Annotated in this window: 17 protein-coding genes; 8 read left to right on the top strand and 9 right to left on the bottom strand. The window is 40.4% G+C overall.

All coding sequences use genetic code 11. The features are described 5' to 3' along the window. The first annotated feature begins 10 nt into the window (after nucleotides 1-10). A complete protein-coding gene (locus VIH09_RS04505; protein ID WP_331578328.1) occupies nucleotides 11-2,560 on the top strand; it encodes an ATP-dependent Clp protease ATP-binding subunit in 2,550 nt (849 codons plus the stop codon). A gap of 139 nt (nucleotides 2,561-2,699) precedes the next feature. Beyond that, nucleotides 2,700-4,091, top strand: a complete 1,392-nt coding sequence (gene rimK / locus VIH09_RS04500; RefSeq protein WP_331578326.1) for a 30S ribosomal protein S6--L-glutamate ligase — start codon at nucleotides 2,700-2,702, stop codon at nucleotides 4,089-4,091. Nucleotides 4,092-4,183: 92 nt separating this feature from the next. On the opposite strand, the gene hutH is transcribed toward rimK, so the two are convergent. Then, nucleotides 4,184-5,683 carry a histidine ammonia-lyase gene (hutH, locus tag VIH09_RS04495; RefSeq protein ID WP_331578324.1) on the bottom strand — a complete coding sequence of 500 codons (1,500 nt, stop codon included), beginning with the start codon at nucleotides 5,681-5,683 and terminating at the stop codon, nucleotides 4,184-4,186. 683 nt (nucleotides 5,684-6,366) lie between these two features. Here hutH and thrA point away from each other — a divergent pair. The 4 genes from thrA to VIH09_RS04475 all read left to right on the top strand — a co-directional run bounded on the left by thrA (nucleotide 6,367) and on the right by VIH09_RS04475 (nucleotide 13,460). Further along, the gene (gene thrA, locus VIH09_RS04490; protein ID WP_331578322.1) at nucleotides 6,367-8,814 is read left to right on the top strand and encodes a bifunctional aspartate kinase/homoserine dehydrogenase I; all 2,448 of its coding nucleotides are present in this window, start codon (nucleotides 6,367-6,369) and stop codon (nucleotides 8,812-8,814) included. 97 nt (nucleotides 8,815-8,911) lie between these two features. Continuing rightward, nucleotides 8,912-9,835: a homoserine kinase gene (locus VIH09_RS04485; RefSeq protein ID WP_331578320.1), complete on the top strand. Its 924-nt coding sequence runs from the start codon at nucleotides 8,912-8,914 to the stop codon at nucleotides 9,833-9,835. Nucleotides 9,836-9,869: 34 nt separating this feature from the next. Continuing rightward, nucleotides 9,870-11,159: a threonine synthase gene (gene thrC / locus VIH09_RS04480; RefSeq protein ID WP_331578318.1), complete on the top strand. Its 1,290-nt coding sequence runs from the start codon at nucleotides 9,870-9,872 to the stop codon at nucleotides 11,157-11,159. Nucleotides 11,160-11,474: 315 nt separating this feature from the next. Beyond that, on the top strand, nucleotides 11,475-13,460 hold the full coding sequence (locus tag VIH09_RS04475) for a multicopper oxidase domain-containing protein (RefSeq protein ID WP_331578316.1): 1,986 nt from the start codon (nucleotides 11,475-11,477) through the stop codon (nucleotides 13,458-13,460). A gap of 192 nt (nucleotides 13,461-13,652) precedes the next feature. Here the strand turns inward: VIH09_RS04475 and VIH09_RS04470 are convergent, their stop codons facing one another. The 4 genes from VIH09_RS04470 to VIH09_RS04455 form a co-directional block, all read right to left on the bottom strand. Continuing rightward, on the bottom strand, nucleotides 13,653-14,540 hold the full coding sequence (locus tag VIH09_RS04470; RefSeq protein WP_331578314.1) for a helix-turn-helix domain-containing protein: 888 nt from the start codon (nucleotides 14,538-14,540) through the stop codon (nucleotides 13,653-13,655). A gap of 11 nt (nucleotides 14,541-14,551) precedes the next feature. Continuing rightward, nucleotides 14,552-14,965 (bottom strand): nuclear transport factor 2 family protein, encoded by a 414-nt coding sequence (locus VIH09_RS04465; RefSeq protein ID WP_331578312.1) that lies wholly within the window; start codon nucleotides 14,963-14,965, stop codon nucleotides 14,552-14,554. Nucleotides 14,966-15,181: 216 nt separating this feature from the next. Next, nucleotides 15,182-15,364, bottom strand: coding sequence for a hypothetical protein (locus tag VIH09_RS04460; protein WP_331578310.1), 183 nt, complete (start codon nucleotides 15,362-15,364; stop codon nucleotides 15,182-15,184). A 2-nt stretch (nucleotides 15,365-15,366) separates the two neighbouring features. Continuing rightward, the gene (locus tag VIH09_RS04455; protein ID WP_331578308.1) at nucleotides 15,367-15,906 is read right to left on the bottom strand and encodes a YSC84-related protein; all 540 of its coding nucleotides are present in this window, start codon (nucleotides 15,904-15,906) and stop codon (nucleotides 15,367-15,369) included. A 247-nt stretch (nucleotides 15,907-16,153) separates the two neighbouring features. Here VIH09_RS04455 and VIH09_RS04450 point away from each other — a divergent pair, with 247 nt between their 5' ends. Together VIH09_RS04450 and VIH09_RS04445 are read left to right on the top strand one after the other, a co-directional pair. Then, the gene (locus VIH09_RS04450; protein WP_331578306.1) at nucleotides 16,154-16,663 is read left to right on the top strand and encodes a GNAT family N-acetyltransferase; all 510 of its coding nucleotides are present in this window, start codon (nucleotides 16,154-16,156) and stop codon (nucleotides 16,661-16,663) included. Nucleotides 16,664-16,716: 53 nt separating this feature from the next. Continuing rightward, nucleotides 16,717-17,214: an SRPBCC domain-containing protein gene (locus tag VIH09_RS04445; RefSeq protein WP_331578304.1), complete on the top strand. Its 498-nt coding sequence runs from the start codon at nucleotides 16,717-16,719 to the stop codon at nucleotides 17,212-17,214. A gap of 191 nt (nucleotides 17,215-17,405) precedes the next feature. Here VIH09_RS04445 and VIH09_RS04440 read toward each other — a convergent pair whose 3' ends face one another. The 4 genes from VIH09_RS04440 to VIH09_RS04425 all read right to left on the bottom strand — a co-directional run bounded on the left by VIH09_RS04440 (nucleotide 17,406) and on the right by VIH09_RS04425 (nucleotide 19,877). Further along, the gene (locus tag VIH09_RS04440) at nucleotides 17,406-17,945 is read right to left on the bottom strand and encodes an NADPH-dependent FMN reductase (RefSeq protein WP_331578302.1); all 540 of its coding nucleotides are present in this window, start codon (nucleotides 17,943-17,945) and stop codon (nucleotides 17,406-17,408) included. 129 nt (nucleotides 17,946-18,074) lie between these two features. After that, nucleotides 18,075-18,605, bottom strand: a complete 531-nt coding sequence (locus VIH09_RS04435; RefSeq protein WP_331578300.1) for a carboxymuconolactone decarboxylase family protein — start codon at nucleotides 18,603-18,605, stop codon at nucleotides 18,075-18,077. A gap of 116 nt (nucleotides 18,606-18,721) precedes the next feature. Then, complete coding sequence (locus VIH09_RS04430; protein WP_331578298.1) at nucleotides 18,722-19,105, bottom strand: DUF3037 domain-containing protein; 384 nt, start codon at nucleotides 19,103-19,105, stop codon at nucleotides 18,722-18,724. Next, entirely contained in the window at nucleotides 19,083-19,877 is a 795-nt protein-coding gene (locus VIH09_RS04425; RefSeq protein ID WP_331578296.1) for a HipA family kinase, read from the bottom strand. The genes VIH09_RS04430 and VIH09_RS04425 overlap by 23 nt, the downstream gene beginning before the upstream one ends. Nucleotides 19,878-19,942 lie beyond the last annotated feature (65 nt).

Below are 19,942 nucleotides of genomic sequence, written 5' to 3'. Positions count from 1 at the left end.
TACATAAATTATGGATGATAATTTTTCACCAAGAGTAAAAGATGTTATTACCTATAGCAAGGAGGAAGCCTTGCGACTAGGTCATGACTTCATTGGAACAGAACACTTGATGCTAGGTATCCTTCGCGATGGAAGTGGCAAAGCAATTCAAATTTTAAATAACCTGTCTATTGATTTAGACCATTTACGCAGAAAAGTAGAAGTACTAAGCCCTGCAAACCCTACTATAGATACAAATATTGAGAAGAAAAACCTTCATTTGACCCGTCAGGCGGAGCGCGCATTGAAAACAACTTTTTTAGAAGCAAAAGTATTTCAAAGCTCTTCCGTAAGCACAGCTCATTTATTATTATGTATTCTAAGAAATGAAAACGATCCGACAACCAAGCTATTGAATAAATTAAAAATTGATTATGACGTAGCTAAAGAACAATATATAAATATGACACCAAGCGAAGAAGAATTCTTAGAGAATTTACCAAGAGCAACTGACTCATACAATGATGATTCAGGACAAGATGACAGTCTAAAAGAAGGGAATTTTAATAATCCCGCCAATAAATCCAACAAAAAGTCTAAAACACCCGTTTTGGACAATTTCGGAAGGGATTTAACCGAAATGGCTGAAGAAGGAAAACTAGACCCTGTTGTGGGGCGAGAAAAAGAAATTGAGCGCGTATGCCAGATTTTGAGCCGACGCAAAAAGAACAACCCGCTCCTTATCGGTGAGCCAGGTGTTGGTAAATCTGCCATTGCAGAAGGTTTAGCCTTACGCATCATACAAAAGAAAGTTTCACGAATTTTGTTTAACAAACGCGTCGTAACTCTAGATTTAGCCAGTCTTGTTGCAGGTACTAAATACAGAGGACAGTTTGAAGAGCGCATGAAAGCAGTGATGAACGAATTGGAAAAAAATGACGACATCATCCTTTTTATAGATGAAATACACACTATCGTTGGCGCTGGTGGAGCTACCGGTTCCTTGGATGCATCCAATATGTTTAAACCTGCTTTGGCAAGAGGAGAAATTCAATGTATTGGGGCTACCACACTTGACGAGTACAGACAGTATATCGAAAAAGACGGCGCTTTAGAAAGACGTTTTCAAAAGATAATCGTAGAACCAACTTCTGTTGAAGAAACGATCACAATTCTGAACAATATCAAAAACAAATACGAAGACCACCATAACGTTACTTACACTCCCGAGGCAATTGAGGCCTGTGTAAAATTAACGAATAGGTACATGTCCGAACGATTCTTGCCGGACAAGGCAATTGACGCTTTAGATGAGGCGGGTTCCCGTGTGCATATCACCAATATCGAGGTTCCTAAAAAAATCCTGGATCTGGAACGCCAGTTAGAGGATATTCGAGAATTAAAAAATGTCGTTGTCAAAAAACAAAAATATGAGGAAGCGGCCAAGCTTCGCGACGATGAAAAACGCATCGAAAAAGAATTGGCTGTAGCCCAAGAACAATGGGAAGAAGATGCGAAAAACAACCGAATTGAAGTTTCAGAAGACAATGTCGCAGATGTAGTATCGATGATGACTGGAATCCCCGTGAATCGCATCGCGCAAACGGAAAGCAACAAACTGGCCAAATTACCTGAACTTATTGAAAGTAATGTTATTGGTCAAAATGAGGCAGTGATGAAAATTGCCCGTTCCATCCAAAGAAATCGTGCTGGGTTGAAAGATCCGAACAGACCAATTGGTTCGTTTATCTTTCTTGGACAGACTGGAGTTGGAAAAACACAATTGGCTAAAGTACTCGCAAAGGAATTATTTGATTCTGAAGACGCTTTGGTACGAATCGATATGAGTGAATACATGGAGAAATTTGCAATCTCCCGCTTGGTTGGTGCTCCTCCGGGATACGTCGGTTATGAAGAAGGTGGGCAATTGACAGAGAAAGTTCGCAGAAAACCATATTGTGTCGTTCTGTTGGACGAGATAGAAAAAGCGCATCCAGATGTATTTAATATGTTATTGCAAGTTCTTGATGATGGATATTTAACTGATAGTTTGGGTCGAAAAATTGATTTCAAAAACACTATCATCATAATGACTTCCAATGTCGGAGCTCGACAATTAAAAGATTTTGGTCAAGGCGTAGGTTTTGGTACTGCAGCAAAAGTGGCACAAGCCGATGATAATTCTAAGAGCATTATTGAAAATGCGTTAAAGAAAACATTTGCGCCAGAATTCCTTAATAGAATCGATGACGTAATAGTATTCAATGCTCTAGAGAAACACGATATCGATCTGATTATCGAAATTGAATTGAAAAAACTATATGCTAGAGTGTCTGAATTAGGTTATAATTTGAGCCTTTCGGATAAAGCGAAAGCATTCATTGCAGAAAAAGGCTTTGACAGACAATTTGGCGCAAGACCATTAAAAAGAGCCATCCAAAAATACGTAGAAGACGCACTTGCAGAAGAGATTATCACTTCTAAAATTGCTTCGGGCGACGACATTTTCATGGACATTGAAGATGGCGCACAAGAATTGACCGTAAAAGTTCATAAAGCTGAGGAACCTACAAATCAATAAAAAGTTTAATCAGCGATCAAAAAGCAAACCCGTTACGTTTTTATAACATAGCGGGTTTATTCTTTATATCAATTCCCCGTTATTATTAAAAACAAATATTTACATTTGAACATTAATTACAGCTCAAACAAATTAACATATGTCACAAAATAAAGTAATCCTTGGTAGCGAAGAATGGTGTTCATTTCCTGAATTGGGAATTCCTACAATAAAAGCACGTGTAGATTCGGGTGCAAAAACATCTGCCTTACATGCCATAAACATAGCCCCTTTCCTCAAAAACGAGGCTAACTGGGTCCGATTTGACATCAACCCGATTCAGAACAACCTCAAAACAGTTATCCACTGTGAGGCGCCTTTAATCGACAAACGAATCGTAAAAAGCTCCAGTGGCTTTAGAGAACAACGCTATGTGATTCAAACCAATTTACAAATTGGGGATTCCCAATGGCCTATTGAAATGACATTGACCAATAGAGATTCAATGGGGTTTCGTATGTTATTAGGAAGAGAAGCCATGAGCGGAAGAGTTCTGGTTGATCCTGAACAACAATACCTTTTAGGCCAACCTACATCTGACAGCCTTAAAGAGTTATATAAGAATACCGAAAAAGCGAAAACGGGCTTAAGAATTGGTGTTTTAGCAAGCAACCCTGAACTATACAGCAACAAAAGAATCATGGAGGCAGGTGAAATGCGCGGTCACGAAATGCATTTTTTAAACATCAAGGAATGCTACATGAAACTTGATGCGGATACACCAGAAATTCATTATAGAGGCGGGATAATTCTGAACCAATTTGACGCCATTATTCCAAGGATACGACCGAGCATCACCTTTTACGGATGCGCCTTAACTAGACAATTTGAAGCATTAAAAGTATTTTGTTTGAACTCGGCAAGCGCAATTACGCAATCTCGAGACAAATTATATTCACTACAGTTACTCCTAAATAGCGGAATAGGTATTCCAACAACTGGGTTTGCCAATTCACCATTAGATACCAATGATTTAATCAAAATGGTTGGAGGATCGCCGCTGATTGTGAAATTATTGGAGGGAACTCAAGGAAAAGGAGTTGTTTTGGCCGAAACAAAAAAAGCTGCTGAAAGTGTAATCAATGCTTTTAAAAGCGTTAATGCAAATATATTAGTCCAAGAGTTTATCAAAGAAGCGAACGGAAAAGACATTCGTTGTTTTGTAATAGATGGTAAAGTGGTAGCTTCAATACAACGTGAAGCCATGCCTGGTGAGTTTAGAGCCAACATTCATCTTGGCGGAACCGCTTCGGTTATAAATGTGACCATGGAAGAAAAACGCATCGCGATTAAAGCGGCAAAAGCGATGGATTTGAAAGTGGCAGGGGTCGATATCATCCGTTCTTCAAAAGGTCCTTTACTATTGGAGGTTAATTCTTCTCCGGGACTGGAAGGAATCGAAGGAGCGACAAATAAAGATATAGCGGGTGAAATGATTAAGGCCATCGAAAAGAACTTCAAGAATAAAGTAATTCGGCCCCAATCTATATAGCATATTTCTAATTTGACATAAAAAATGAAACCATCCAATTTCAAAAATTCGGATGGTTTTTTTTTATTTTTTGTTTTAAAAAACTAAGCTAATCAATCTTCCTCGATCTGGAAACTGTTTAAGAAAGACACCGTTTTTTCGATATCATAATGCAAAATGCGGTCTTCTCTTATAAAAGGAACCTCTTCTCTGTAGGCCGTTAAAAACATTTCGATAAAATCGCCGGATTGCAAGGGTCTTCTGAATTGAATGGCTTGGGATGCATTCATTAACTCTATTGCCAAAATGCGCTCGATATTATCCATCACTCTCAATGCTTTTGTGGCTCCGTTTGCTCCCATACTTACATGGTCTTCTTGGCCATTGCTCGATACTATACTGTCAATACTTGATGGTGTCGCCAATTGTTTGTTCTGACTTGCAATGCTGGCTGCCGTGTATTGGGGAATCATCAATCCGGAATTCAATCCGGGATTGTCCACCAAAAATGCAGGCAGATTGCGCAATCCTGAAATCAATTGATAGGTCCTTCTCTCTGAAATACTTCCTAATTCAGCCAAAGCAATTGCCATAAAATCCAATGCCAATGCCAAAGGTTGTCCGTGAAAATTACCTCCGGATATAATTTGGTCGCTTTCGATAAATATATTGGGATTGTCCGTAACCGAATTAATTTCTGTCTTGAATACTTTTTTCACGTACTCGAAAGCGTCTTTTGAAGCCCCATGAACTTGGGGGATACAACGAAAAGAATACGGATCTTGCACATGCGTTTTCTCTTGCTCGATGATTTCACTGCCCTCCAAAAATCCTTTAACGCGGCTAGCGGTTACAATTTGCCCTTTGTGAGGTCGGATGAAATGTATCAGTTCATGAAATGGTTCGATGCGACCATCAAATCCTTCCAAAGAGATTGTCGCTATTAGATCAGCCAAATAAGAGAACTTGTTCGCTTTCATTAAAATATGGACTCCATATGCGCTCATGAATTGAGTACCGTTCAACAAAGCCAAACCTTCTTTGGATTTCAATATGATTGGCTCCCAGTCAAAGTGTTTCATTACCACACTTGTATGTACTTTTTTGCCTTCAAAATACACTTCACCCTCACCTAACAACGGCAATGACAGATGCGCCAAAGGAGCTAAATCCCCTGAGGCACCTAACGAACCCTGGGTGTAAATTACAGGCAATATATCATTGTTGTAAAAGGCAACTAGTCGCTCCACCGTTTGCAATTGTATTCCCGAATGTCCGTAGCTCAAAGATTGAATTTTAAGCAACAACATCAATTTTACAATGGCAGTCGGGACTTCTTCACCGGTACCGCAAGAATGCGATTTCACTAAGTTTTCCTGCAGTTTAGATAGGTTCTCGTTTGAGATTTTCACATTGCAAAGCGACCCAAAACCAGTGTTTATACCATAAATAGGCTCCGAATGGGAAGCCATTTTTTTATCTAAAAAATCACGACATTTTTGAATGTTTATTTTGGCCTCATCAGACAATTCCAATAATTTGTGTTGCGAAATAATTTCTTGCACTATTTCGAGAGAAAGCACCTCAGTACTTATATAATGTGTATTGTCCATTTTGCATTGAATTTTGAGTAGCCAAAATTCAATAAATCAATATTAAAAAGCAACATATATTGTCAATAATTTAAAAACTATGTCAAAAAATATTGATTAAATGAACTTGATGCAGAAATCACAAGAATATTCTTCCTTTATGGCAATGCGGTTTCAAAAATATGCCGAACTCCTACATTTTACTGTGTCAAACGGCATTCAAAAATGCAATTAGCCCACATAATAAACGAATACCTTGTTTATCAAGTCGAAACAAGGGCAAATTGGCATCCTAATTTGAAAAAAAAGAATCATAAACACGTTTTTGCAGACTCTGCATTTGAGAAAAAATCCCGATTGTCCCGCCAATAAGCGCATAAAATGAGAAATGCTCAGCGGGAAGCAAATTCTCATTGGATTATTAAAATATTCGCAAAAACAGAGAAAAGTTTTTTTGCTCTTTATAAAAAACTGTATTTTTGGAAAACAATAATGAAAGACAACAGATCTACATATCACTCTTCGATAACAACTCAAATTTGGGTTGAGATTTCTGTTACCGCTACATTTACTGCTACAACGACTACTACCCCTTAGGGGTATACATTTTACATATAATCCTATCGTACTATTTTTCTTTTTTAAGAAAGAAAGTTACTGGATGTATAAATAAGTTGCTTTTTTTTTAAATCAAAACGAACAAAATGAAAATATTAAAATTTGGCGGGACTTCAGTAGCCAATGCCCAAAATATAAAACGTGTCCTAGACATCGTATCCAATAAAGCAAAACAAGACCAATTGATCATAGTAGTTTCAGCGCTCAGCAAAGTTACTGATTTACTGCAATTGGCTTCTGAAAAGGCGGCCTCTAATGATGAAACATATAAAGAGATTGTTGCCGATATAGAGAAAAAACATCTGGACGCTTTAAAAGAATTGATTCCTGTTAGCGAACAGAGCGGTTCGCTAAGCCACATCAAGAGAATCATAAACCATCTGGAGACTTTATTGGATGGTTGTTTTCTTTTGGGTGAATTATCCAATAGAACATCCGACACAATTTTGAGTTTCGGTGAACTACTGTCATCCTACATCATTGCCGAAGCGCTAAAACAAAATTTAGAAAACAGCAGTTATAAAGACAGCCGTGAATTGATTAAAACCAATAATAATTTTGGAAAAGCGGCGGTTAATTTTGAAGTTACAAACCAATTAATCGCTGATTTTATTGGTTCGAATGATTCCCGAGTTGTTGTTATACCAGGTTTTATCGCTTCCTCCCTTGACGGAATCAATACCACTTTGGGTCGGGGCGGATCTGATTATACTGCCGCAATCATGGCTGCCGCGTTAGACGCAACTGATTTGGAAATTTGGACTGACGTGAATGGAATGTATACTGCCAACCCAAAAATCGTAAAACAGGCCCAACCCATTACCTCTATTTCATATCAAGAAGCCATGGAGTTGTCCCATTTTGGCGCCAAAGTTTTATTTCCTCCAACTATTCAGCCGGTATTGAGAAAGAACATTCCTATTCATATCAAAAACACTTTCGAACCAGAGGCAGAAGGAACCTTTATATCAAACAATAGCCTCTCGAATGGTTCTCCCGTAAAAGGAATCAGCCATATCGAACACATCACTTTGATTACGCTTGAAGGACCTGGAATGATTGGTGTTTCGGGCTCTTCAAAAAGACTGTTTGAAGTTTTATCAAATGAGAATATCAATGTTATTTTTATTACCCAAGCTTCCTCTGAACATTCCATTTGTATAGGAATTCTAAATTCAGATGCCCAAGCGGCTGAAGAGGCCATAAATAAAGCGTTTGAAATAGAGATTTTACAGCACAAAATCGATCCTTGCATCGTGGAGAAAAACCTATGCATCATCGCCTTAGTTGGTGAAAACATGAAAAACCACCAAGGACTGAGCGGTAAAATGTTCAGCACTTTAGGAAAAAACAACGTCAATATTCGCGCGATTGCCCAAGGTGCATCCGAAAGAAACATTTCGGCTGTAATCAATGAAAGAGACGTCAAAAAAGCATTGAATACACTTCACGAGCGTTTTTTTGAAGACAATACTAAACAATTGAACCTGTTCGTTATGGGAGTTGGAAATGTTGGCGAAAAATTCATCGACCAAATCAGACAACAAAATAAATTCCTGAAAGACAACTTAAAAATAAACCTGCGAGTTATCGCATTGTCCAATTCCAGAAAAATGCATTTTGATGAAGACGGCATTGATTTAAAAAAATGGGAATCAGCTTTGGAAAAAGGCGAAATTGCAGATAAGGAAGCTTTCATTTCTAATGTAAAAGCGTTCAATTTACGTAACAGTATTTTTGTGGATATCACGGCGAACGAAAGTGTTTCTCAAACTTACGAACATTTTTTACGACAAAATATAGCAGTGGTAACTTGTAATAAAATAGCCTGTTCATCGGCGTTCGATAATTACAAAAACCTTAAAAACTTATCTCGAAAATACAACGCCCCATTCTTGTTTGAAACGAATGTTGGCGCAGGATTACCTATTATTGACACCGTAAAAAATTTAGTTGCATCGGGTGATAAAGTCAATAAAATACAGGCTGTTTTATCAGGAAGTTTGAACTTTATCTTCAATAATTTCGATGAAAACAATTCTTTCCATGATGTGGTAAAAGAAGCCGGAGTACAAGGATTCACGGAACCCGACCCAAAGATTGATTTGAGCGGAATTGACGTCGCCAGAAAGATATTAATCCTGATTCGTGAGAGCGGATACAAAATGGAAATTGAAGAAATAGAAAACGAATCTTTTCTTCCTGCAGCATGTATGGAAACAGCTAATAATGAGGATTTCTTTAAGTCCTTAATTGCACACGCCAGTCATTTCGAAAGCATTTTAGCCGAAGCGAATGAAAAAGATAGCCGATTAAAGTTTGTGGCTCAATTTGAAGACGGAAAAGCGAGCGTCGGTTTGCAGTTCATCCCAAAAGAGCATCCATTTTATAATTTGGAAGGAAAAGACAATATCGTATTGTTCTACACAGACCGTTATGTAGATCAGCCTTTATTGATTAAAGGGGCCGGGGCCGGAGCAGCCGTAACGGCATCGGGTATTTTTGCCGATGTGATCAGAATTGGGAATGTATAAAAATTAGTTTCAAGTTTAATGTTTCAAGTTAGATCGTTGTTGAAGAACACTTTTTTTTAACCTGAAACTTTAAACTTTAAACCTGAAACAAAAATATATGAACGAAATAAAAATATTTTGTCCTGCGACAATCGCTAATCTATCCTGTGGCTTTGATGTCCTTGGCTTGTGTTTGGACAATGTGGGTGACGAAATGATTATTCGGAAATCAGACCAAAAAGGAATTCGCATCACAAAACTTGTGGGTGCCGACCTACCGCTTGAAACCGAAAAAAACGTGGCGGGAGTTGCCGCATTGGCTATGCTTGACGCTTTAAGGTCTGATGCGGGTTTTGATATAGAAATCTACAAAAACATCAAGGCGGGAAGCGGAATCGGCAGCAGCGCGGCCAGTTCAGCGGGTGCCGTTTTTGGCATCAACGAATTGCTGGGAAGACCATTTGAAATTAAAGATTTGGTTCCTTTTGCCATGCAAGGCGAAAAACTGGCTTGCGGAAATGCCCATGCCGATAACGTCGCTCCTGCCCTGTTGGGAGGTTTTACATTGGTGCGCAGTTACAGTCCGCTGGACATAATCAAAATAGAAAGTCCTTCTGAATTGTATGCCACTGTGGTGCATCCACAAATTGAGTTAAAAACATCCGATGCGCGCTCAGTATTGAAGCAAACGGTTTCCCTGAAAAGCGCCATCATGCAATGGGGAAATGTGGGCGGACTGATTGCCGGTCTGTACACCAAAGATTATGATTTAATCGGTCGATCACTGCATGATGAGATCGTGGAGCCTTTGAGAAGCGTATTGATTCCCGGTTTCGATCTGGTCAAACAGACGGCTTTAGAAAACGGAGCGCTTGGTTCTGGGATATCAGGCTCTGGTCCTTCTATTTTTGCTTTAAGCAAAGGAGAGGCAACAGCCAATCAAATTGCCAAAGCCATGAGTGCCATTTATGACAAAATGAATTTGCCGTACGAGATTCACGTTTCAAAAGTGAATCCTGATGGCGTTAGAATAATTAGATAATGAGATGGCTTCGTGCCTCCCAATGAAACAAAAAATGAAATACTACAGTTTAAACCATAACGCCCCAAAAGTTTCTTTTAAAGAAGCGGTAATACAGGGTCTGGCATCCGATAAAGGATTGTATTTTCCGGAAACGATAACGCCTTTGCCGCAAAGTTTTTTTGACACTATCGAAAACCTTAGCAACGAAGAGATTGCATATCAGGCCATTCGTCAATACGTGGGTGACGAAATTCCAGAAGACAAATTGAAAGAAATCATTGCCGAAACGCTTTGTTTTGATTTCCCGCTGGTGGAAGTCGAAGAAGGAATCTATTCCCTTGAATTGTTTCATGGCCCCACGATGGCTTTCAAGGACGTGGGCGCAAGATTCATGTCCCGTTGTTTGGGATATTTCAATAGAGACAAAAAAGATAGTAAAAACACGGTACTTGTCGCTACTTCGGGTGATACTGGCGGTGCCGTTGCAAGCGGTTTTCTTGGCGTAAAGGGAGTCGAGGTGATTATCCTTTATCCGTCGGGCAAAGTGAGCGACATTCAGGAACGACAGTTGACGACGCTGGGACAAAACATCAAGGCTCTTGAAGTGGACGGCGTTTTTGACGATTGCCAGGACATGGTCAAAAAAGCGTTCTTGGATGACAGTTTGAAACACCACAATCTGACTTCGGCGAATTCGATCAATATCGCGCGCTGGTTGCCACAGATGTTCTATTTCTTCTTTGCCTATAAAGCCCTCAAAAAACAGAACAAACCTTTGGTTTTCTCCTGTCCGAGCGGAAACTTCGGGAATATATGTGCGGGTATCATCGCCAAAAAAATGGGACTGCCGGTGGAACATTTTGTTTCCTCCACCAATGTGAACGATACCGTGCCACGATTCTTGGAAAACGGAATTTACGACCCTAAACCATCCAGAGCAACGATTTCGAATGCTATGGATGTGGGAAACCCGAGCAATTTCATCCGCATCCAGGAAATGTACCAAAACGATTTGGAACAGTTCAAAAAAGATTTTTCCTCGTTTACGTTCACCGATGCAGAGACTTTAGCCGCCATGAAAACCATATACAATACGGACGGTTACATCGCGGAACCGCATGGTGCCGTTGGATATCTGGGACTGAAAAAAGAACTCCAAAACCACCCGAATGCTGTTGGCATTTTCCTTGAAACTGCCCACCCAATCAAGTTTTTGGATACTGTCGAACCAGCACTAAACGTAAAACTGCCGATCCCTCCACAAATTGAAAGCGTACTCGGGAAAGATAAAGTGAGTACCAAAATCAAAACCTACGAGCAACTGAAAGCGTTTTTGGGATAAATCTCAAATTGCGTATTATTATATACTAACGACTGGGAGGTAATTTTCGGTCGTTTTTTTATGGATCATCGATTGAAATTCAGAAAATTAATTTTGCGTTCTGACGAGGCAATTTCCGATAGGCTTATTCAAATCATAAAATATTGAAAATTAAAAAGATAAGTTAAAAAATATCCGTTTTAGGCTTTGATTTAGCAAGAAATTTATTTATCTTTATTTAGGCAATCGACCCGAATTTAGCCCCTCCAAATCTTACCTTTTTCTTTCTGGACCTACTTCTAATTTTAAAATTATTAATTTTAAAAACGAAGCATCATGGCAAAAAATTACAGAATGAGAACATTGTTTGTGTTAATCACAGGAATGTTGGTGGCTGCAACGACAGACGCCCAAGGTCAGTCTTTACTGGATCCATCCACGCAACAAAAATTCGTTAGTCCCTTACCTATTCCGTCGGTAATTCAGCCTGTCGTACCCGGTGGAACTTATTATGAAGTGAGCATGACGCAGTTTGAACAGGATTTGGGACTGAAGGACGGCTCCGGTAACCCAATGTATACAACTGTTTGGGGCTACAACGGCAGTTATCCCGGTCCGACATTCGAGGCTAGAAAAAATACTCCCATCACTGTAAAATGGAAAAATGAGTTAGTGGACGGCAACAATCCTCTTGCGCACTTGCTGCCTGTTGACACTTCTATTTTATCCGAAAATTATCCAAATTATGGAGTGCCAGTGGTGACGCACCTTCATGGCGGTCATGTCGAATCTGCCAGCGACGGAAACCCTGAAGCATGGTTCACTCCCGACTTCGGTGAAACCGGGCCATACTGGTCTCAACAGGTATATAATTATTCTAATGACCAGGAAGCAACCACTTTATGGTACCACGACCATGCCTTGGGGATAACGCGATTAAATGTCTATGCCGGGCTTGCCGGTTTTTATTTATTGCGCGAAGAATCTGAAGATAACCTTAACCTGCCATCCGGAAATTATGAAATTCCCATTGTAATACAAGATCGAATGTTTACGGACGATGGACAATTGTTTTATCCTTCGATGCCAGAGGAAGCAGGTCAACCAAACCCAAGTATATTACCCGAAATGTTCGGGGATTTCATTGTTGTAAACGGAAAAACATGGCCAGTATTGAACGTGGAACCAAGGAAATACCGTTTTCGTTTTCTCAATGGCTCTGACTCCCGTTTTTATAAATTATTTTTAGGCAATACCATTCCTTTTATTCAAATTGGTACTGACGGCGGATTGCTAAATGCTCCAGTCACGTTAAATCAGATGTTGCTGGCTCCGGGAGAGCGTAAAGACGTAATCGTCGATTTTTCGGATCCCGCGCTCTTTGGACAAACCTTAATCATGAAAAATAATGCACGTTCGCCTTTTCCGACGGGGGAAACCGTCGATCCCAGGGTTGCGGGACAAATCATGGCATTCAGAGTTAATCTTGCGCTTAACGGAGCGGATAACAGTGTGATTCCTCCTGTTCTCAGGACTACCCCAATTGCGGCATTAGGTACTCCCGATAATACGCGTCAGCTTCTACTGATTGAAAAAGAAGATGAGTTTGAGCGCCTCAAACCACAATTAGGAACCTCAGCACTCGGCGCGTTGGATTTCAATTCCCCCATTACTGAAAATCCAATGCACAATGCGCTAGAAGAATGGCAAGTGATCAACGCTACACCCGACGCGCATCCCGTTCACCTGCATTTGGTGAGTTATCAAATTGTGAGCAGGCAAAAATTCAACGTAGCACGCTACGTTCCCGGCGATCCTTCTTCACTTCAATTACAGGGGCAATCCAAATTCCCAACTGCCGATGAAAGCGGATGGAAAGACACAGCCGTGATGTATCCGGGGGAAGTTACGCGGATTAGGGCACGATTTGACCTCAAGGGTTTGTATGTATGGCATTGTCATATTCTCTCTCATGAGGACCATGATATGATGCGCCCCTTTTATGTGGGAGATATGCCGGCTACACTCCTAGCGGAAAACAGGAACGGGTCATTCAATGCCAATATTGCCCCCAATCCGTTCAGTAACCAAACCACCATCAAGTTAGAAGCTGGAATCAGCGGAAATTACAAGGCAGAAATTTACAATCTCTTTGGGCAGCATATCACCACACTTACTGATGCATATTATGAAAAAGGAATTTATAATTTACCATGGAACGGAACAGGAACAGGAAACAACAAGATTGGAAGCGGAATTTATTTTCTGCTCATACAAGGAGTTGACGGAAATCAAACTTATAAAATGCTGCTGGAGCGTTAATTATAAGGAGAATATTGTAACATTTTTAGATTGCATTATTGCTCCCCGGTTGTGTATGTGTCAATTCGAGTTGACTGCTGCGTTAGAGCATAAAAGAATGAAGTATCGAGAATCCTGAAATAATCTTGGCTTCTCGATACAATTTCAGAAAGCAAGGCCATTGCCATTTAAAATCATTCGAAGTGACGGTTTTTATGGCGTAGTCATGGCGCGGGCAAAACCCACCGTATCTCGATACATTTGAGGAGAAACGTCAGCATTATTTTTGAAGAAACGGCTAAAATAATGCTCGTCCTCATACCCCAATTCGTAAGCGATTTCTTTGACTGCCTTGTTTGTCAGGTACAATTCTCTTTTGGCCTCAATGATAATACGCTCCGAGATCAACTCGGTAAGGGTTTTATTGAAATGCGTCTTGGTGATTTTCGCCAAGGCTTTTGGAGTCAGGTGCAACAAATCGGCGTAATCGCTTGCGGAATGTTTCGTCTTGAAATGAAGTTCGATGTAGTTCTTTAAATTCTGAAGCACGAACGGTTCTTTAGCATCCAAAACCGCTTTTGATTCAGGAACTTCCGACTGAGCTTTTAATCGGGAAGCGGTAATCAGGAAAATCTTCAGATAGGAAATCAGCAGTTCGTATTGTGCCAAAGCCGGATTTTGCATTTCTACCTTTATTTGTTCCAAAACCATATCTAAAGTGTTCTCGGCGGCTTCATCGATCGAAACAAATGGCGGTTCGTAAATGTTATTGAACAAAATACCGTTACAAGCGACCTCGGCTTGGTGCTTGTGAATACAGAAAAAGTCGGGATGAAAATTCAACACAACTCCCTCTATTTTTTCTTGGGTGGACAGCATAAAAGGCTGGTATGGCGCAAAAGCCAACAAAACATTCTCCTGAAAATGATGCTCAGAGAAATCCACTTTTACGGTACCTTTTCCTTTTTTAATCCATATCAGCGAATAGTAATTCAGCCGTTGCAAGTGGTCGAAAGAACTGTTGTCTTCAAAAGTAAAGAGTTTGAAAGCCAGATTCCCGTTTTGGGGATTGACTAAAGTATGGGCATTTTTATCTGTCATAAAAGAGCGTTTTATCTAAACTTTCTGTCTTTTTCGTCAATGGCTAGATCGTTGATGCTGGCAAAACGTTTGCACATCAAACCGTTCTCGTCAAACTCCCAGTTTTCGTTTCCATAGGCCCTAAACCATTGTCCGTCGGCGTTGTGGTATTCGTACTCAAAAAGCACCGCCATTCGGTTTTCGCGAAAACCCCAAAGCTCTTTTTTGAGGGTGTAATTTAACTCTTTTTCCCATTTGCTTTTCAGGAATTCCTTCACCGCTTCCCTGCCGTTGATGAATTCGGTTCTATTGCGCCATACTGTGTCGACGGTGTATGCCAAGGCAATCCGTTCCGGGTCTTTGCTGTTCCAGGCATCCTCGGCCAGTTGCACTTTTTGCAAAGCGGTTTCCATGTTAAACGGCGGAAGGGGCAGTTTCTGTTCCATCAGTTGATTATTAGTGATTACTTTTAATAATAACAAAGTTATCACATAATCACAGAACAATAATGGAGAATGCACGCAAAGCCATGGACAATTTTCTCTTTTTTTAAAATTGTTTTTTTTGGAAATAGATTATCCAGTCAAATATATGGTCACCTCGAAGGAAAAATTGATCCCAATACAAATTGAAAGCATTGTATTAAGAAAATATAAAGTGAATCAAAAATTGAAACCCACGAAAAACTGAAAGATTGCGGCCGAAACGCCGGCGCTAGCGTCCCAGTCGCAAACACAAGAAGAAATGAATGCATTATAAGTTGCAGCTGCCATGATTGGGAAGCTCGCGACCACAATGTGAACCGATAAATCCCAAATTTCCCGACCAATAAGTGCATCAAGCACACTTACAACCTTTTATACTTAAACTTCTGACCGCCAATGGAAGCCTCATACATGAGTCCACCTTTCTCCATGGTGAACACCATCACACCGTCAGTATATTTCACATTAGCCGAAGCGCCTTCGGTCACGGCCACGGCCGAAGCTTGGGCGGCAAACTCGAAGCGGCTGTCTTTGAAACGATCCAGTTCCTTTTTGGACTCGAAAAATATCACCTCACTGTAGGCTTGCCCTCCCGCCTGGAATCCTATACTCAGTTGCGACATCTTTGCCATTCCTATGACCTTACCCCGTTCATAAACGGCACCATTCCCGGCCGCCGCTCCAACGCCAAGCCCTCCCTTGCCTACGTTGGGAAAAATCACATAACCATAAGCCCTATCAAAAAGACCTTTCATGAGCCCGTCTTGTGCAATGAACTCCGCCTTTGCAGTTTGACTGTCAGCGATAATTTTATTCTTTTTGGCTCTCGATTGCCCAAATACTGGTGATATATTTAGTGCACATGCCATCACTATTACCCAAATAATATTTAAATTTTTCATGTCTTTAATATATTAAATTGTTGTGAATTTTCTACTTTCAAAGGTAAGCTTATTTTCTTAAAATAACCACTTATTTAACTGACTATCAATAAAATATGATTTATTTTTAATTACCTTTATTGGATGTTTTTTTAATCAAAATTGGAGAATCCCTCCATAATTTAGAGACAAACAAGATCTGGAACCTAATGCCATTTTGTTATGCTTTTTTCTACCTTTGAAAAACAAAAAACAAAAGCCATTACGCATGATTACAAAAGCAACTTTAGGGGATGTTTCCCAATTAAATAAATTGATCAATTCAGCCTATCGCGGGGAATCCTCGAAAAAAGGATGGACCACAGAAGCGAACATTCTGGAAGGAATCAGAACCACCGAAGAGGAGCTAACGAAAACATTGGAGAATGCGAAAAACACTATTCTTAAATTTACCGAGAACTCACGGATTATAGGTTGCGTTTTGCTAGTGGCGAAGGAACAAGAACTGTATTTAGGCATGCTGACGGTTTCGCCCGAATTGCAAAACAGCGGCGTCGGGAAAAAATTACTGCAGCAGGCCGACATTCATGCCTCTGCATTGGGGTTGACTAGAATCATTATGACGGTAATATCAATCAGGGAAGAATTGATTTCCTGGTACAAACGCCATGGTTATGTTGATACTGGCGCGAGAGAACCATTCCCTGTAAGCGAGGTACACATCCCGATATCAGAAACACCGTTGGAGTTTATGGTACTGGAGAAAAAACTAGGCTAACTATTCCTTCGCGAAAACGAACGGGCTAGCAACAAATACTAAATCGAAATAAAATGGACAATAAAACAGTCGTTGTAAAAGATTTAAAAGAGAAATCAGTCCGTGTATCCAGAGCGTTTTCTGCCCCGCTTGAAAAAGTCTGGCGCGCCTATACCGAAAGCGAATTGCTGGAAAAATGGTGGGCACCACTTCCGTGGAAAGCGGAAACCAAAAGCATGAACTTCGAAGTTGGCGGATATTGGCTATATGCCATGGTAAGCCCTGAAAATGAAAAGCATTGGGGACGCATGGATTACATCGCCATTGCGCCCCTTGAAAGTATTCAAATCAGAGACAGTTTTTGTGATGAGGACGGAAATGTTAACACTGCCCTGCCCGTTTCTACAGGATCGATCGTTTTTACCAAAACTGAGACTGGCACTTTGGTTGTATTCAAGATGGTATATTCCACCGAAAAGGAGGTAGAAACCATTATTGAAATGGGATTTGAACAGGGAATTACTGCCTGTTTTGAGCAATTGGAAACCTTGTTTCAGGGAAATAAAATATAGCGAGCCTATTGAACCTAAAACTTCTGCTGTCATTTGCAGCGCTCGCGTAAGGGATTGCGGCGGCATCCTTTATTTTTTTCCTTTTAAAAAATAAAGATACAGCCAAAAGCCCAACCCCAAAGCGGCAGATTCATGATTCTACAGCGGGGGTTTCTGCTTTGGGGTTACGCCCAAAAAATCATAAAAGCTGTTTATGGATTTATACTGTCTAACAAAGAAGCTAGAATCGCGTTTAAATCCCCAAGCGTTCCAGGATTTGTGATCTGCCCCGTTTCATTCATTTTACTTTTGATGCTTCCAATAGCCACGGCAGTATTTGGGCTCTTGGTAGTACCCAGCGCAGAAAGCGTCAACAACAGAGACGCTAAAGCCTTGTCCCCGCCAGTGTGCAAGGGTGACACGCTGATCGCAGCAACTGCTTTGCCATTCAATTCACCAGAAGAGACAAGCCAATCCAAGGCATTTTTTAACACGCCAGGCACTCCAAAAGCGTATTCGGGAGTGGAGAATATAACGCCATCTGCCGCTTTAATTTGGTTTCTGAAATCAGTAACCGCAGTAATTTCTTGGATTATTTCTGGATTGAAATGGGGCAATTGGTCTAATCCCTCAAGTATATTTACGATGACATTTTCCGGAGCGATTTTGGCCATTTCCCACAAAATATTAGTATTCGCCGATGTCGATTTCAAACTTCCCGAAATAGCAACAATTCTAGTGATTTGTTTCATGTTACCTATTTGTTTCAAAAGTAAAAAAGTAAAAACTAATAGCTGCTGCTTAGTTTTTACTTTTTTGAATGCGTTTCTTATTTTATAAAATTCTTCCGTAAGGCCTAAAAGAATAAATGCGACTTATATTTACAAAGCGGGAGCTATAGGGAAATCGACAGGCACCTGAGTCAAATTATGCAAAAAATTCATCGCTGTTTTGTCGCTCACTTGGAGAATCAAATCCACCAAATTTTCGTTGGTATAGCCTTGAGCGAAAAAAGCATCCACTGATTCTGTACTAGCATTTCCTTTGTTTGCAGTGATTTCTGCCGAAAGTTGCACCAACGAATTCAGTTTGCTATCATTACTTTTTCCTTTGCGGATATCCAATAATTGATCTTCAGAGAAGCCGTTCATTTTACCCAAAACAAGATGTGCACTTTGGCAATAGACACAACCATTTACTTGGCTTACGATTAAGTTTACCGCTTCTTTTTCTTTGTTATTCAAAGAGGTTTTTGCGTTTTGATACGCCAAAAAACGAGATAAACCGTTATCGGAATGGGCAATCGTGGCATACAAATTAGGAACAAATCCTAAAGCTTTTTGTAAATTGTCGAAAATGTCTTGGTTTGCCGGCGCTACTTGTTCTCTTGTTGGAACTGTGAATGTTGTCATTTTATTTTTGTTTAAATTGGTTGTCGATATTGACTTAGCAAAGATGCGACAGCACCGAACAGTATAAAATGGACAATAAACTCCAGTTGATGGACGATTTTACTCGGTATAATTATTTAGAGGACCAACTCCTCAAACAGGCGTTTGGCTGTTTTATCCAAATCGTCACACAATCCTGGATGCGGTCTTGAGGTTTGGATTACGGAGCTGCGAAGAGCCGTTAGCCAACGGAAGCGTGAAGGAATGTCCATCAGCCCAATGGGTCCGCCATCTTTGGCGCCGTGGGCCACTTTCTCGAATGCGGATAAATTCATTTGTATTTGCTCCACATCCGCTTCTTCGGATAGGGACAGCACTTTGTCGACGTCAAGGGAATGGATCACCTTTATAAATTTGGCTTTTTTGCAAAAAAGAACAATCCCTACGTTGAGGAATTCTTCGCGTTCTACCCTAGGCACAACGCGAATTACGGCATACTCATATAAGTTTTTCTCTTGCATTTTGGGCTTCCTTAATAAAGATTTCTGAATGATTTAATCGGGTTAGTAGGAACTGCAAGTATACGTTTCGCAATTCTGCTGGGCTGTCTTCCACCTCTTCCCACTGCAACCAATCCTCTGGGATTAGGTTTACGATTGATTCCAATACTTCGGGAGTCAACAGCTTTTTGAAAGCGGTATCCGTTTCAGACAATACTGCCGCTTGCGGCAACAATACGTGGTCCTTGATCAAAGCAAAAGGGCTTCGGGCATGTTTTTCCCAATTGGTCCAAGAGTGATGGAAATACAAACTTGCGCCATGATCAATGAGCCACAATTCCTTGCGCCAAATCAACATATTGGTGTTTCTGAAGGTACGGTCAACATTAGTGATATACGCATCCAGCCATACAATTTGCGATGCTAGAGCGGAATCGACAATAGTGACAACAGGATCAAAATTAATCGCGCCAGAAAGAAAATGTAAAGCCAGATTCATCCCTTGACTTCCCTGAAGTAAATCCTGAATTTCCTCATCAGCTTCTGTCCTTCCAAAAGCCTCATCGAGATTGGCAAAAACCAACTCTGGCATTTTCATGCCTAAGGCGCGGGCGATTTCACCACCAATTAACTCGGCGATTAAGGCTTTGACACCGTGACCAGCACCTTTGAATTTAAGCACGTATTTGAAATCATCGTCGGCTTCCGCCAGAGCTGGCAGGGAGCCGCCTTCACGTAAAGGAGAGATGTACCGCGTTACATTTACGGTTCGAAGATTGAAGTTGGTTATCATATTCGGAATTTACTGAAGTACAAACTTACAAATAAGTAAGCTGAAATTAGTGATTGTTTGGTCTT

The organism is Flavobacterium sp. (assembly GCF_036515215.1).
Classification (GTDB): domain Bacteria; phylum Bacteroidota; class Bacteroidia; order Flavobacteriales; family Flavobacteriaceae; genus Flavobacterium.
This window is presented reverse-complemented; position numbering and strand designations above follow the sequence as displayed.